We start from the raw sequence: 14,868 nt of genomic DNA, 5'->3' as shown, positions 1-14,868 counted from the left end.
CCTGAGTACGCGTACTCACCCGGGTGCAGGGGGGGTTGAGGCGCGGTCGGCCGGCAGGTCAGAGGCCGAGGAGACGGACGGCGTTCTCCTTGAGGATCAGCGGCCGGACCTCGGGCTTGATGTCGAGCTCGTCGAAGTCGGCCAGCCACCGGTCCGGCGTCACGACGGGGAAGTCCGAGCCGAACAGCACCTTGTGCCGGAGGAAGGAGCCGGCCGCCCTGACGAGCTGCGGCGGGAAGTACTTCGGCGACCAGCCCGACAGGTCGATGTGGACGTTGGCCTTGTGCGTGGCCATGGAGATCGCCTCGTCCTGCCACGGCACCGACGGGTGCGCCAGGATGATCGTCAGGCCGGGGAAGTCGGCGGCGACGTCGTCCAGGAGCATCGGGTCCGAGTAGCGCAGCTTGATGCCCCGCCCGCCGGGCAGGCCCGCGCCGATGCCGGTCTGCCCGGTGTGGAACAGCGCGGGGACGCCCAGCTCCTGGAGCGCCTCGTAGAGCGGGTAGTGCTCGGGGGCGTTCGGCGCGAAGGCCTGGAGGCTCGGGTGGAACTTGAAGCCGCGGACGCCGTGGTCGAGGACGAGCGCGCGGGCCCGGTCGACGGCGTCGGGACGGTGCGGGTCGACCGAGCCGAACGGGATGAGGACGTCGGGGTGCCCGGCCGCGGCGGCGGCGATCTCCTCGCTGGACAGGCCCGGGTGGCCGAGGCCCGTCGTGGCGTCCACCGTGAAGATCACGGCGGCCATCCGCCGCTCGCGGTAGTGGGCCGCGAGGCGCTCGACGGTCGGGGTGCGGTCCTGGCCGGACTTGAAGTACGCGGCCGAGGCGTCCATCAGCTCGGCGTCGAGCGCGAGATGGCCGTGGGCGTCCTGCTCCACATGGACGTGGAAGTCGATCGCCGTCAGCCCGGTGGGGTCGAGCGGGGTCCGGGGGCTCAGGGGGGTCTGGGGGTTCATCGGCGTGCTCACAGGTGGTCGGTCCGGTTCTTGGCGTCGAGCAGGAGGGCGAGGAGCGCGTCGCGGTCGGCGACGAGTCCGGCCTCGGCGGTCCCCGCCAGCTCCTCCGCGACGCCCTGGGTGATCTTGTCGGCCAGCTCGGGCGTGAGGCGCGGCGAGCCGAGGTCCGCCCACCACTCCTCCATGGGCGGGCCGAGGTGTTCGAGTACGTGCGCGATGCCGCCCGCGCCGCCCGAGAGGTGCTGGTTGAGGAACGGCCCGAGCAGCGCCCAGCGCAGGCCGGGTCCGTGCGCGATGGCCGTGTCGATGTCGGCGACGGTGGCCGCGCCCCGGTCGACCAGGGAGTACGCCTCGCGCCACAGTGCCGCCTGCAGCCGGTTCGCGACGTGCCCGGGCAGCTCCTGGCGCAGCCGGATCGGCCGCCGGCCGAGACCGCGGTAGAACCGCATGGCGGCCTCGACGGCGGCCTCGCCCGTCCGCTCGCCCGGCACGACCTCGACCAGCGGGATGAGGTGCGGCGGGTTGAACGGGTGCCCGACGAGGACCCGTTCGGGGTGGGCCGCGCAGGCCCGCTGGATCCGTGACGGGAGCAGCCCGGAGGAGCTGCTCGCCAGGACCGTCTCCGGCGGGGCTGCCGCGTCGAGGGCGGCGAAGACCTCGTCCTTCAGGTCGGGGCGCTCGGGGCCGTTCTCCTGGACGAAACCGGCGTCCGCGACGGCCTCGGCGAGGTCCGGGGTGAACGTCAGCCGGGTCTGGTCGGCGGTGACGGCCGCGCGCAGCCGGTCCTCCGCGCCGGGCGCCGGGTCGGTGGCGACGACCTCGTGCCCGTGGGCGAGGAAGAGGGTGGTCCAGGAGGCCCCGATGACGCCGGTCCCGACGACGGCGACCTTCACGACGCGCTCCCGGGCTCCACCGTGCCGCCGCGGGTGGCGGCGTACGCGACGAAGGTGTCGAGGGAGCGGGGGTCGGCGAGGACGTCGGTGCTCGCGACGGCCTCGGGGGCCGCGCCGAGGAGGATCCGCTTGACCGGCACCTCCAGCTTCTTGCCGGTGCGGTTGCGCGGGACGGCCGGCACCCGCTCGATCACGTCGGGGACGTGCCGCGGCGACAGCGCCGAGCGCAGCGTCCGGGCGATCTTCGTCCGGAGGGCGTCGTCGAGTTCGACGGGGCCCGCGACGAACAGCAGCAGCTCGCCGTTGCCGCCCTCGGGGTCCTCGATGTGGACGACGAGGCTGTCGTCGACCTCGGGCAGGTCCTCGACGACGGCGTAGAACTCGGCAGTGCCGAGCCGGACCCCGCCGCGGTTGAGGGTGGCGTCGGAACGTCCGGCGACGATGCAGTGGCCCTCGGGCGCGAACCGCACCCAGTCGCCGTGCCGCCACACACCCGGGTACTCCTCGAAGTACGCGGCCCGGTAGCGGGAGCCGTCCGTGTCGCCCCAGAAGCCGACCGGCATCGAGGGCATCGGCTCGGTGATCACCAGCTCGCCCAGCTCGCCGACGACCCGCTTGCCCTCGCCGTCGTAGGCGTACGCCGCGACCCCGAGGCACGGGCCGGAGATCTCCCCGGCGCGCACGGTCTGGAGCGGGCTGCCCTGGAGGATGCCGGTGCACACGTCGGTGCCGCCGCAGCCGACGTTCAGGAGCACCCGGTCGCCGAACTGCTCGGCCACCCAGCGGAACCCGTCGGCCGCGAGCGGGCTGCCCGCCGCGCCGAGCTGCCGCAGCTTCGACAGGTCGAACTCCTCGGCGGGCCGGACGCCGGCCTTGCGGCAGGCCATCAGATAGCCGGGGCTGACGCCCATGAGCGTGGCCCCCGTCTCCTCGGCGATCCGCCACTGCTCCCGCAGCTCCGGGTGGACCGGATTGCCGTCGATCATGACGATCGAGGCGCGCACGAGCAGCGCCGAGACCAGGGTGTTCCACAGCATCCAGGCGGTCGTGCTGAACCAGAGCATGCGGTCGCCCGGCTTCAGGTCCCAGCTCAGTGCGTTGTTCTTCAGGTGCTCAAGGAGGATCCCGCCGTGGCGGTGGACGATCGCCTTGGGGATGCCCGTGGTGCCGGAGGAGAACAGCACGAACAGCGGGTGGTCGAACGGCACCGGTTCGAAGACGAGGGGACCGGTGGCCGGCTCCGCGAGCAGCTCCGCCCAGCCCAGGGCGTCGGGCACGGTGTGCGGGCCGTAGGGGACGTGGACGACCCGCTCCACGGTCGGGAGCTGCGCCGCGATCTCCGCGACCTCGGTACGGCGGTCGACGTCCCGCTCCCCGTAGTGGTAGCCGGCGACGGTGAGCAGCACCTTCGGTTCGAGCTGGGCGAAGCGGTCGACGACGCTGCGCGGCCCGAACTCCGGTGCGCAGGCCGCCCAGACCGCGCCGATGCTCGCCGTGGCGAGGAAGGCGACGAGCGTCTCGGGGATGTTCGGCAGATAGGCGACGACCCGGTCGCCCTTGCGGACGCCGAGGCGGAGGAGCCCGGCGCGGGCCCGGGCGACCCGGTCGCGGAGCTCGCCGAAGGTCAGCTCGACCGGCGCCCGCGTCTGGGAGTGGGCGACGACCGCGACGGCGGCGGCGTCCTCGGCGGAATCCTCGCGCCCGAGGGCGTGCTCGGCGTAGTTGAGGGTCGCGCCCGGGAACCACTCGGTGTCCGGCATGGACCTGCGGCCCAGGACGGCGGTGGGCGGGGTGTGCGGACGGACGTCGAAGAACTCCCAGACGGAGGACCAGAAGCCCTCCAGGTCGGTGACGGACCACTGCCACAGGCTGTCGTAGTCCGGGAACGACAGCTGCCGCTCCGCCTCCAGCCAGCGGAGGTAGCGCCCGATCTCCGACTCTTCCCTGACCCGGGGACCGGGGGTGCTGAGGATCTCGCTCATCGGGTGACCTTTCCGGCGCGGCCGTCGAGGAAGGCCCGCATCCTCTCCTGGGCGTCGGTGCTGCCGGCGGCGACGGCGGCCATGAGGGACTCGAGCAGGAGGCCGCCGGCGGGCGAGGCCTCGGCGATGCGGGGGAGCGCCTGGAGGACGGCGAAGTTGGTCAGCGGCGCGTTGGCCGCGATCCGCTCCGCGAGCTCCAGGGCCTTGGCGCGTGCCCCGCCCTCCTCGGTCAGGTAGTGCGAGAGGCCGACGGCCTGGCCCTCGGCGGCGTCGAGGACGCGGCCGGTGAGCATCATGTCCGCCATCCGGTGCGCCCCGATCAGCCGGGGCACGCGGACCGAGCCGCCACCGCCGACGAAGAGGCCCCGCTGCCCTTCCGGCAGGGCGTAGAACGTGGTCGGGTCGGCCACGCGGAGGTGCGCGGCGGCCGCCAGCTCCAGACCGCCGCCGATGACCGCGCCCTTCAGCGCGGTCACCACGGGCACCCGCCCGCCCTCGATCGTGTCGAACACGCGGTGCCACATGAGCGAGTGCTCCAGGGCCTCCTCGGTGGACCGCTCGGTCAGCTCGCCGAGATCGAGCCCGGCCGAGAAGTGGTCGCCCTCGGCGTCCAGGACGACGGCCCGGACGTCCGGGCCCGGCTTGCGGAAGAACTCCTCGATGCGCAGGACGGTGGCGTCGTCGAGGGCGTTGCGCTTGGCCGGGCGGCAGAGCGTCAGGACCGCCACTCCGTCGCGGCGGTCGATCGAAAGCGTGCTCAAGAAGGGCTCCTCAATCATCAGGAATCCTGAGTATCAGAGGGCGCCCCGCCGTCACGCAAGGGGGTTTGCGCTAGAATTTTCGACAGGATTCCTGATGATGGTGAGAAGGGGAGGGGATGTGACGGACGCCGCTCCGCCGTCTCTGCTGTACTCGGTGAAACAGGTCGAGCTGGCCACCCGGGCCCGGCTCGACGAGCTGCTCAGGCCCTCGGGCGTGACCGCCCTCCAGTACACGGCCCTGACCGTGCTGGAACGCCGGGACGGCATGTCCTCGGCGGAGCTCGCCCGCAACTCCTTCGTCACGCCCCAGTCGATGTCCGACCTGGTCGGCGCCCTGGAGCGGCGCGGCCTCATCGCCCGGTCCCCGGACCCGGCGAGCCGGCGGCGGCACGTCATCAGCCTCACCGACGAGGGCCGCGAGCTGCTCGCCCTCCACGCGCCGGCCGTCCAGCACCTGGAGGACGAGATGCTCACCGGCTTCACCGCCCGCGAGCGCGCCGTCTTCCGCGACCTCCTCAACCGCGCCCGCGCGGCACTCGGCTGACGCCGGGTCACCGGGTCGCCGGGTCGCCGGGTCACCGCGCGGGACTCGGTGGTGTTCTCGTCGCGCTGTGGAGCGGAGTGCGGCTGACTAGCCGATGGGCTCGACCACGAAGACCGGGATCTCGCGGTCCGTCTTCCGCTGGTAGTCCGCGTAGTCGGCGAAGGCCTCGACCGCCCGCTCCCACCACGCCTGCCGCTCCTCGCCCGTGACCAGCCGGGCCTTCATGTCCCAGGTCCGGGTGCCGTCGCGGAGCTCGACCAGGGGATCGGCGACCAGGTTGTGGTACCAGACGGGGTGCTTCACCGCCCCGCCGTTCGACGCCACCAGGGCGTACGCGCCCTCGTGCTCCACCCGCATGAGCGGCGTCTTGCGGAGTCTGCCGCTGCGCGCGCCGACGCTCGTCACCAGGACCACGGGCAGGCCCCGCATCGTGGTCCCCTTCGTCCCGCCTGACGACTCGTACCGCTCGACCTGGTTGCGCACCCAGGCCGTCGGGCTGGGCTCGTACTCGCCTTCGAGGGGCATGACTTGTCCTTTCGTCGTTCCGGCACAGACGTCACGGGAAGCCTCGCGGGACCTCCCGGGCAATGTCAAAGAGGTGTCTCCGATGTGTCGCACGGCTCTGTACAGGGGTTCTGTGGTCGGATGGGCGCCGCCGACGGTCCGGCGCCGCACGAGGGCGGGCCCCGAGAACGCGGGGAGAAGGGGAGCCGGATGTACCAGATGCGCGAGTGGATCGCCGCCGCCGAAGCCGAACTGGACGGGGAGCTCGCCCTCGAACGGCTCCTCGGGACGAGCGGCGTACGGTCGCCCGCGCCGGTTCTCGCGACCGGGCCCGCGGGCGGGCCACTGTCGTGGGAGCAGGCCCGTGACCGGGCCCGGGACAGCGCCGGGCAGCCGCTGCCCGTCGTCGGCCGCGCGCTCGACGAGGCCCTCGGGCACGCCCTCGCCGCACCGCTGACGGCCCTCGCCGCGTCGGCGGACATCCTGCTCCCCGCAGGGGCGACCGTGACTCCGGTCGTCGCCGCACTGGCCGCCGCCGCGGGTCACGACCGGCTGGTCGTGCACCGCCGTCCCCGTCTGGAACTCCTGCTCCTCGGCGACGAGTTCCCGTGGACCGGCCCGCTCCTCGCGTCGTGGGCGGCCCACCACGGCGCGGAGGTGATCGGCCGCCGTTCCGTGGCGCGCGACCCGGGGTGCCTCCTGCGGGAGGCCGTGCGCGGCTCCACCGCGGACGTCGTCGTCACCATCGGCGGTACGGGTACGGGTACCGATTCGGGCTTCGGCGCGGGCGCACGCCTCCTGGTCGACTCCGTCGCCGTACGGCCCGGTCACCCCATGCGGCTCGCCGAACTGTCACCGGACCCCGACGGCTCGCCCCGCCTTCTGGTCGGCCTGCCCGGCGACCCGACGGCCGCCGTCGCCGGCGCGGTCACCCTCGTCGTACCGCTGCTGCGCCGCCTCGGTGGCCACACGGACCCGGCCCCGGACTCGTACCGGACTGCCGCCGTGACGGCGCTCCCCGGGCACCCGCACGACACCCGGCTGCTGCCGGTGCGGCGCGTGGCGCACGGGGTCGGGCCGGTCCCGTGCGACGAACCGGCGAGGACGCTCCGAGGCCTCGCGCGCGCCCACGGCCTCGCGGTCGTCCCGCCCGGCGGAGTGCCGGCCGGGGCGGACGTCGAGGTCCTGGTCCTCCCGGGAGCCTGAGCGGGTGGTGCAGGGTTGTGGGGTGGTTCGGGGTGCCTGTGCGGCAGCAGGGTCAGGAGATGTTCTCGGTGAGGAAGTCCAGCAGGATCTGTCGGCTGGTCTGGGAGGTGAGGCTCCCGTAGGCGTCATCGAAGGCGTGCTCGGCGAAGGGGAGTTCCCTGAGGTCGGTGCGGACGTTGTGCTTCCTGAGCGCGTCGGCGAAGTCGTTGACGGTCTCGGGCCGGGCACTGCGGTCGCGATCGCCGACGACCAGGAGGGTCGGGGGCAGGCCGGGGCGGAGGTCGGAGGTCGGGGACACCTCGCGGTAGCGGTCCGGGTGCTGTCGGGGGGTGCCGCCGGTGAACATCCGCGCCGCGTCGCGGGTGCCGGCCACGTCGGTCTTCCACATGGAGTTCACGTCGGTGCCGGGGTAGAAGCCGATCACGGAGGCCGGAGCCTCGGGGGTGGTTCCCCGACTGGGGGTGATGGTGCCGTTGTGGAGGCGGTAGGCGGTGTTCATGGCCAGGGTGCCGCCGGCGGACATGCCGCCCAGCGAGATCCGGGAGGGGTCGATGCCGTACGTGTCCGCGTGGTCCTGGACCCAGCCCAGGGCGGTGGCGAGGTCCTGGGGGGCCTTGTTCCAGGTGGGCCGGTCGGGGCGGGCCAGCCGGTAGTCGACGGCGAAGACGGCGACGCCGTGGTCGGCGAGCCAGCGGCCGGTGCCCCGCAGGTCGGACTTGTCGAAGGTGTGGAAGCCGCCGGCGTGGGCGAGCACGACGGCGGGGGCCTTCCGACCCGGGTTCTTCTCGGGCAGGTACGCGTCCACACGGAGCGTCTCGCCGTCGAGGGTCGCGTACGTCCGCGTGGTGTCCGGCTCGGCCGACGGGTAGCCGAGTTCCGTGAAGACCTGGGCGAGGGAGATGTCGGTGCCGGCCTTCCGGGCGGCCCGGAACTGGACCGCGCCGATGACCAGCGCGCCCACGGTGCACACTGCCGCGATGACGGTGACCGCGCGTCCCCAGCGAAGGAGGCCGCCGCGCCGGGCCAGCGCGGCGAACGCGGCCGCGACGAGGGCGATCAGGGCGATGTGGAAGGGGTACTGCCCGCCCAGAACCGGTCCGATCACCCCCGCCTTGGGAACGGCGGGGACGTACGCGCCGAGGACGACGGCGAGGGTCGGGAACGCGAGGAAGGAGGCCAGGACGGCGGCCGTGGCCCGCAGGATCCGGACCCGCCGGGTGGTCGGACCGCCGGGATCGTGGCGTGTGGTCATGACGAGGCTCCTGTGATGGCGTGGGGCGGCTTCCGCCGTCCGGGAAGGGGCGGTTGCGAGCGGGGCACTTGACGGTCGCCGTCGGGGCGGCGAGGCACCGGCTCACGGAGCAACAACCGTAGGAACCGGACGCCCGACGGCACCTCCCGCCGCGGAGCCATCCGCGGGCATGGCTCTCAGGTAGGGGGCCGGCCCGGACGCCGGGGGCCGCTTCCCCGCGTCGCCGCGGTCACAGGTGCGTCCGGCCGGGTGCGACGAGCCCCGTCTCGTAGGCGAAGACGGCCGCCTGCGTGCGGTCCCGCAGCTGGAGCTTGCGCAGGACGTTGCCCATGTGGGTCTTGACCGTCTGCTCGGCGACGACGAGTTCGGCGGCGATCTCCGCGTTCGACAGGCCTTGCGCGACGAGCCTGAGCACGTCGGTCTCGCGCTGGGTCAGGCCCTCGATCCGCACCTGGGCGGGGGGCTTCGCCGGGGTGCTCAGCCGCGCGAACTCCAGGACGAGCCGCTTGGTGATCTCCGGGGACAGCAGGGCTTCCCCCGCGGCGACGACACGGACGGCTTCGGCCAGTTGCACCCCGGAGGCGTCCTTGAGGAGGAAGCCTCCGGCTCCCGCCCGCAGCGCCTCGTACACGTACTCGTCGAGGTCGAAGGTGGTCAGGACCAGGATCCTGGCGGCCTGGTCGGGCTGCTCGGTGATCCGCCGCGTGGCGTCGATGCCGTTCAGCCCGGGCATCCGGATGTCCATGACTATCACGTCGGGGCGGAGTTCCTCCGCCTTCACCACCGCTTCCAGGCCGTCCACGGCGGTCGCGATCACCTCGATGTCGGGCTGGGCGCCCAGGAGCACCGAGAAGGCTTCGCGGACCATCGCCTGGTCGTCGGCGATCATCACTCGGATCGTCATGCGGTCTGTTCCTTGTCCGTGTCTGCGCGGGGGCCGGCGGTCGGGGGCACCGGCAGGAGAGCGGTGACCTCGTAGCCGCCGTCGGGGGTCGGGCCCGTGGCGAGCCGTCCGCCGAGCATCGCGGCCCGTTCGCGCATCCCGAGGACGCCGTGTCCGGCCCCTGGCGAGGGACGGACGGGCCCGTGCCCGGGGCCGTTGAGGACCCGCAGGCGCAGAGCCGAGCCCGTGTAGGCGAGTTCGACGCGGGCGGTGGCGCCGGGGGCATGGCGCAGCGTGTTGCTGAGTGCCTCCTGCACGATGCGGTAGGCGGACAGTTCCACACCGTCGGGCAGCGGGCGGCTGGCTCCGGTGCGGGCCGCGGTCACGTCGAGCCCGGCCGCGCGCACCCCGGCGAGGAGGTCGTCGAGCCGCTCCAGGGTGGGCTGCGGGGCCCCGAAGGCCGTGCCGTCGGGGTGTTCCTCGGAGCGCAGCACGCCCAGGAGGCGGCGCAGCTCGGTCAGTCCCTGCTGGGCGCCCGTGCGGATGTCGGCCAGGGCCGCGACCAGTTCCCCGGGCGGGTCGGCGACCCGGTAGGGGGCGGCGTCGGCCTGGATGGAGATGACGGACATGTGGTGGGCGACCACGTCGTGCAGCTCGCGGGCGATACGGGCGCGTTCCTCGAGCACCGTGCGGCGCGCCCGTTCCCGGGCCAGGTCCGCCTCCTGCCGGGCGAGCCGGGCGTGGACCTCACGCGTCCGGCGCACCCCGGTCGCGGCGGCCACCGCGAGGGCGAACATCAGCAGGACGAGCACGGTGAAGCGCCGGGGCCAGGTCCCGCTGCCGACCGCCACCTCGACGGCCAGGAGCGACACCGTGCTCGCCGTCACCGTCTCGGCCATGACCCGCGGCGGGTTGCGCAGCGCGAGGAGGAACAGCAGCCCGGCGTGGACGGCCCAGGCCCATCCCAGATAAGGGGCAAGGGGCGGGTGGAGCGAGAACAGCGGCAGCGTCACCAGCGACAGCCACCAGGCCGGCAGCGGCCGGCGCAACGCGACGACGAGCAGGGCCGCGTGGGCGATCCCGAGGAGTCTGTACGCCATGTCCTCGGTGGCGGAGACCCCGGCGAAGACGGCCACCGCGGTGATCGCCAGATGCGGCAGCCACCGCAGGGCGCGCGGCCCGCCCATGGGCGGCATCGGCTGCGGGCCCGGCGGGAAGAGATCCGCCCCCATCGTGATCAGCGCCCCGCGCACGCCGCCCTGCTCCGCCCTGTCCATAGGCTCAGTATCGTCCGGAAACGAAGCCGGATCGCCCTCAGGCCACACCGGCTCGTCCGGGCATGAGGCTAGGTCGCGGCACTGTTTGTCGGCCTCCCTCTGCAGAGCCATTCTCCCGTCTGGCTCTCAGGTATGAGGGCGCGGGCCGAGTGGATTCCCGGCGGGTCCGGAGGTGTTCTCGGGCGGGGCCGTGGGCGTTTTCCATGGGTTCGACGGGAGTTCGATTGCGGCAGTGTGGCAGATGCATGACAAGACCCCAACTCCCTTGAGCTACGCCCGTAGACCGGACAGTCTGCTGATCACCCGGAGCGCCCCACACGGCTCCCGGCCGTGCGTGTGACCCACACGCGCCCCCACTGTCGCGCCGCCCCACACGAGGCGCGACGCCGAAGAGGAGGACTCCCTCGTATGGCACTCCCTCAGCACACCAGGGCCCGGCTCGCGCTGACCGTGTCCGCCGCGACCGCGGCCGCCCTGCTCGGTACCTTCGCCGCCGTCCCCGCCCAGGCGGCCCCCGCCGAGGGCGTCGTCCTCGCGGCCGGTTCGGCCGACGCGGTGCCCGGCAGCTACATCGTCACCCTGAAGCAGGGTGCGGGCTTCAGGGCCGCCTCCACCAAGGGCCGGGACCTGATATCCGGTTACGGGGGCACGGTCCGCAAGACCTTCGGCTCCGCCCTCAACGGTTACACGGCCACCCTCGGAGCGACGGAGGCCCGCCGCCTCGCCGCCGACCCCGCCGTCGCCTCGGTCGAGCAGAACCAGGTCTTCCGCGCCGACGCCACGCAGACCGGCGCGCCCTGGGGTCTGGACCGCATCGACCAGGCGAACCTGCCGCTCAACGGCACGTACACGTACCCCGACCCGGCGGGTGCGGGCGTCACCGCGTACGTCATCGACACCGGCGTCCGCGTCTCGCACGCGCAGTTCGGCGGGCGGGCCGTGAACGGCTACGACGCGGTCGACGGCGACACCGTCGCCCAGGACGGCAACGGCCACGGCACGCACGTCGCCACCACCATCGCGGGATCGACCTACGGCGTGGCCAAGGCCGCGAAGATCGTCGCCGTCCGGGTCCTCGACAACGCGGGCTCCGGCACCACCGCCGGCGTCATCGCGGGCATCGACTGGGTCACCTCCCATCACACGGCGGGGGCCCCGGCCGTCGCCAACCTGTCCCTCGGCGGCGGCGCCTCCACCGCCCTCGACAACGCGGTGAAGAACTCCATCGCGGACGGCGTCACCTACGCCGTCGCCGCGGGCAACTCCGGCGTCAACGCGTCCTCTTCCTCGCCCGCCCGGGTCGCCGCCGCCATCACGGTCGGCGCCACGAGCAACACCGACGCCAAGGCGAGCTGGTCCAACTACGGTTCGGTGCTGGACCTCTTCGCCCCCGGCGTGTCGATCACCGCGGGCTGGCACACGAGCGACACGGCCACCAACACGATCTCGGGCACCTCGATGGCCACCCCGCACGTCGCGGGCGCCGCCGCCGTCTACCTCGCGGGCCACACCTCCGCCACTCCGGCGCAGGTCGCGACCGCTCTGGTGAACGGCTCGACCCCGAACAAGGTGACCAGCCCGGGCAGCGGTTCGCCCAACCGCCTGCTGCGGCTCGTCCCGTAGGACGCACACGACGGCGCCGGGGGTCTTGCGCGGGCCCCCGACCCTCTCTACCCTCGCGGCTCAATGGTTAGGAAAACTTCCTAACGAATGAGCCGCGAAGGAAAGGGAGTTGTCATGCGTCGTAGAAGCGTCTCGCTTCTCGGGCTCGCCGGATTGCTGGTGCTGCCCCTCACGTCGATCCCGCAGGCACAGGCACACGTACAGGCGCAGCCGCGCGCACAGGCACAGGACCAGGCCGCCGCCGACGGTCTCGTCTCCGCCGGAAAGCCGGTGACGGCCTCCTCGGTCGAGGGCGCCGGCTTCGAGGCCGGCCGCGCGGTGGACGGCAACACCGCCACGCGCTGGGCCAGCCTTGAGGGCGTCGACCCGCAGTGGGTCCGGATCGACCTCGGCGCGACGCACACCGTCTCGCGCGTGAAGCTCAACTGGGAGGCCGCCTACGGCAAGGCCTACCGGATCCAGACCTCGGCCGACGGCACGAACTGGACCGACGTCTACGCGACCACGACCGGAGACGGCGGCGTCGACGACCTCACGGTCTCCGGCAGCGGCCGGTACCTCCGCATGCACGGGACCTCGCGCGGAACCCCGTACGGCTACTCTCTCTGGGAGTTCGAGGTCTACGGCGCCCCGAGCGGCGGCGGTGTCCCCGGCGGGCCGGCCGTCCCCTTCGGCAGCCACCTCAGGCCCTACGCGGCGGGCACCCTGAAGCCCTCCGGCGCCCAGGCCACGCTCGACCAGAAGGTCGTCGAGTACTACAACAAGTGGAAGGCCGCCTTCGTGCGGCAGAACTGCGGCAACGGCTGGTACCAGATCATCTCCCCGGACGCCGACCACCCGTACGTCGCCGAGGCGCAGGGCTACGGCATGGTCGTCACCGCGACGATGGCGGGTGCCGACCCCGACGCGAAGAAGATCTTCGACGGCCTCGTGAAGTGGAAGATCGACCACCCGTCCTCGATCAACCCGAACCTCCTCGCGGCCGAACAGGACACCGCCTGTCGGAGCGTCAACGGCGGCGACGGCGCCACCGACGGCGACATGGACGTGGCCTACGGCCTGCTCCTCGCCGACAAGCAGTGGGGCAGCACCGGCACCTACAACTACAAGGACCTCGCGCTCAAGCACATCGCCGCGATCAAGAAGGACGAGCTCAACCCGACGACCAAGCTCCTCAAGCTGGGCGACTGGAGCAGCTCCGGCGACCAGTACTACTACATCTCCCGCACCTCGGACTGGATGGTCGACCACTTCCGCACCTTCCGTACGGCCTCCGGCGACACCACCTGGGACGCCGTGCGCAGCGCGCACCAGACGCAGATCTCGCGGCTCCAGTCGACCTACGCCTCCGGTACGGGCCTGCTGCCCGACTTCGTCGTCGACACGAACACCACGCCCAGGCCCGCCCCCGGCCAGGTCCTGGAGGACCCGAACGACGGCGCGTACTGGTGGAACGCGTGCCGTACCCCGTGGCGCATCGCGGACGACGCGGTGACCAGCGGCGACGCCACGTCGCTCGCGGCGGCGCGGAAGCTCAACAGCTGGATCAAGTCGAAGACCGGCGGCGACCCGAACAAGATCGCCATCGGCTACAAGCTCAACGGCACCCAGATATCGGCGGGCAGCGAGGCCGCGTTCTTCGCGCCGTTCGCCGTGGCGGCCATGACCGACCCGGGCAGCCAGGCCTGGCTGGACGCCCTCTGGAACAAGATGCTGACCACGCCGGTCGACACGAGCAGCTACTTCTCGGCCAGCATCCAGCTCCAGGTCATGATCACGGCCTCGGGCAACCACTGGGTTCCGTAGAGCCGTAGGGGATGCGGCGCCGATCAGTGGTGGAAGAGCCGCAGTCCGGTGCGCGCGAGCGTGATGCCGTGTTCGCGGCAGGCGTCCTCCACGTCGTCGGAGCGGATCGACCCGCCGGGTTCGGCGATGAAGCCGACTCCGTGCCGGTGCACGTGGTCGACGTTGTCACGGAAGGGCAGTGCGCCGTCCGAGGCGAACGCCACCCCGGTCAGCTCCGCCAGCCACTCGGCGCGCTGCTCGTCGGTCAGGTCGGGGGCGGGCACGGACAGGACCCCGGACAGGCGCGCGCGCTCGTCCGGGGTGAGATCGCCCTCGACGAACCGGATCCGCCAGTTGATCCGGTCCTGGCGGCGGACGCCGGGCCGGAAGGCGAGCGCGCGGACGGCGGGGTGGCGGCGCAGCCACCACGTGTCGGTCTTCGCGCCCGCCAGGCGGGTGCAGTCCACCCGGGACTGCTGCCCGGCGCCGATCCCCAGCGTCGCCCCGCCGCGCACGTAGCAGACCGAGTTGGACTGGGTGTGGCGCAGCACCGCGAGTCCGAGGAGCAGGTCCTCCGTGGCCGAGGCGTCGAGTGCGCCGCAGACGACGTCGTCCAGGAGGGCGGGGGAGAGCGGCACGTCGTCGCGCTGCTGCGTCAGCCGCAGGCCGAACACCTCCCGGGCCTCCTGACCCGGCGGGGTGAAGGTCTCGTCGGCCTCCATGACCAGGAAACGGCCGCTCTTCTTCCGGCTGAGGATCCCGACGGTGCCGGGAGCGAAGCCGGGGGCGATGACGCCGTCGCAGACCACCCGGGCCAGCACCTCGGCGAGCTCGGCGTCGACCGGTTGCGAGACGGCGGCGAAGTCGCCGTAGGACGACTTCGGGTCGGCGTCCCGCGCCCGCAGGTAGGCGCTGGTGAGCGTCCCGACGCGGGCCCGGTCGACGCCGTACGCCTCGGCGGTCACCTCGTCGACCGGCCCTGCCACGGCCGCGCCGGCCGGCGAGACGTGCTTGAAGGAGGCGGCGGCCGGCCGGCCCAGGACGCGGTCCGCGTCCCGTACGAGCTGCCAACTGTTCAGCGCGTCGAGGAGGTTGATGTAGGACGGGCTGCCGTTCAGCACCCGGACCGGTCGCCTCCCGGACTCCACCGGCAAGGCGGTCGCCACCAGCTGCTGGGGATTGATGCCGTAACGCAGTTCCATC

Annotated in this window: 13 protein-coding genes; 4 read left to right on the top strand and 9 right to left on the bottom strand. The window is 72.9% G+C overall.

The features are described 5' to 3' along the window. Positions 1-58: 58 nt before the first annotated feature. From IE124_RS18610 to IE124_RS18595, 4 genes are read right to left on the bottom strand one after another with little or no spacing between them, the layout of a single operon-like run. A complete protein-coding gene (locus tag IE124_RS18610) occupies positions 59-955 on the bottom strand; it encodes an amidohydrolase family protein (protein ID WP_189508892.1) in 897 nt (298 codons plus the stop codon). Between the two features lie 8 nt (positions 956-963). After that, positions 964-1,848 (bottom strand): 3-hydroxyacyl-CoA dehydrogenase NAD-binding domain-containing protein, encoded by an 885-nt coding sequence (locus IE124_RS18605; RefSeq protein WP_189508891.1) that lies wholly within the window; start codon positions 1,846-1,848, stop codon positions 964-966. Continuing rightward, on the bottom strand, positions 1,845-3,830 hold the full coding sequence (locus IE124_RS18600; RefSeq protein WP_189508890.1) for an acetoacetate--CoA ligase: 1,986 nt from the start codon (positions 3,828-3,830) through the stop codon (positions 1,845-1,847). The genes IE124_RS18605 and IE124_RS18600 overlap by 4 nt, the downstream gene beginning before the upstream one ends. Then, entirely contained in the window at positions 3,827-4,591 is a 765-nt protein-coding gene (locus tag IE124_RS18595; RefSeq protein ID WP_229832567.1) for a crotonase/enoyl-CoA hydratase family protein, read from the bottom strand. Before IE124_RS18595 ends, IE124_RS18600 begins: the two co-directional genes overlap by 4 nt. Before the next feature lie 118 nt (positions 4,592-4,709). On the opposite strand from IE124_RS18595, the gene IE124_RS18590 reads away from it, so the two are divergent. Then, positions 4,710-5,135 carry a MarR family winged helix-turn-helix transcriptional regulator gene (locus tag IE124_RS18590; protein ID WP_229832565.1) on the top strand — a complete coding sequence of 142 codons (426 nt, stop codon included), beginning with the start codon at positions 4,710-4,712 and terminating at the stop codon, positions 5,133-5,135. A gap of 87 nt (positions 5,136-5,222) precedes the next feature. On the opposite strand, the gene IE124_RS18585 is transcribed toward IE124_RS18590, so the two are convergent. Beyond that, positions 5,223-5,660: a nitroreductase family deazaflavin-dependent oxidoreductase gene (locus IE124_RS18585; protein ID WP_189508888.1), complete on the bottom strand. Its 438-nt coding sequence runs from the start codon at positions 5,658-5,660 to the stop codon at positions 5,223-5,225. 189 nt (positions 5,661-5,849) lie between these two features. On the opposite strand from IE124_RS18585, the gene IE124_RS18580 reads away from it, so the two are divergent. Continuing rightward, entirely contained in the window at positions 5,850-6,845 is a 996-nt protein-coding gene (locus IE124_RS18580; protein ID WP_229832563.1) for a molybdopterin-binding protein, read from the top strand. A gap of 52 nt (positions 6,846-6,897) precedes the next feature. On the opposite strand, the gene IE124_RS18575 is transcribed toward IE124_RS18580, so the two are convergent. The 3 genes from IE124_RS18575 to IE124_RS18565 all read right to left on the bottom strand — a co-directional run bounded on the left by IE124_RS18575 (position 6,898) and on the right by IE124_RS18565 (position 10,257). Continuing rightward, complete coding sequence (locus IE124_RS18575) at positions 6,898-8,097, bottom strand: alpha/beta hydrolase (protein ID WP_189508887.1); 1,200 nt, start codon at positions 8,095-8,097, stop codon at positions 6,898-6,900. 229 nt (positions 8,098-8,326) lie between these two features. Next, positions 8,327-9,001, bottom strand: coding sequence for a response regulator (locus IE124_RS18570; RefSeq protein ID WP_189508886.1), 675 nt, complete (start codon positions 8,999-9,001; stop codon positions 8,327-8,329). Then, positions 8,998-10,257, bottom strand: a complete 1,260-nt coding sequence (locus IE124_RS18565; RefSeq protein WP_189508885.1) for a sensor histidine kinase — start codon at positions 10,255-10,257, stop codon at positions 8,998-9,000. Before IE124_RS18565 ends, IE124_RS18570 begins: the two co-directional genes overlap by 4 nt. A 408-nt stretch (positions 10,258-10,665) precedes the next feature. On the opposite strand from IE124_RS18565, the gene IE124_RS18560 reads away from it, so the two are divergent. Beyond that, positions 10,666-11,880, top strand: a complete 1,215-nt coding sequence (locus IE124_RS18560; protein WP_189508884.1) for a S8 family peptidase — start codon at positions 10,666-10,668, stop codon at positions 11,878-11,880. Positions 11,881-11,994: 114 nt separating this feature from the next. Next, positions 11,995-13,686 (top strand): glycosyl hydrolase family 8, encoded by a 1,692-nt coding sequence (locus IE124_RS18555; protein ID WP_189508883.1) that lies wholly within the window; start codon positions 11,995-11,997, stop codon positions 13,684-13,686. Between the two features lie 23 nt (positions 13,687-13,709). Here the strand turns inward: IE124_RS18555 and IE124_RS18550 are convergent, their stop codons facing one another. Further along, positions 13,710-14,867, bottom strand: a complete 1,158-nt coding sequence (locus tag IE124_RS18550; RefSeq protein ID WP_189508882.1) for a phosphoribosylaminoimidazolecarboxamide formyltransferase — start codon at positions 14,865-14,867, stop codon at positions 13,710-13,712. Between the last annotated feature and the right edge of the window lies 1 nt (position 14,868).

The sequence above is a fragment of the Streptomyces narbonensis genome, from assembly GCF_014649015.1.
Classification (GTDB): Bacteria; Actinomycetota; Actinomycetes; order Streptomycetales; family Streptomycetaceae; genus Streptomyces; species Streptomyces narbonensis.
The sequence above is the reverse complement of the archived record's forward strand: the minus strand, read 5'-3'. Positions and strand labels throughout refer to the sequence as shown.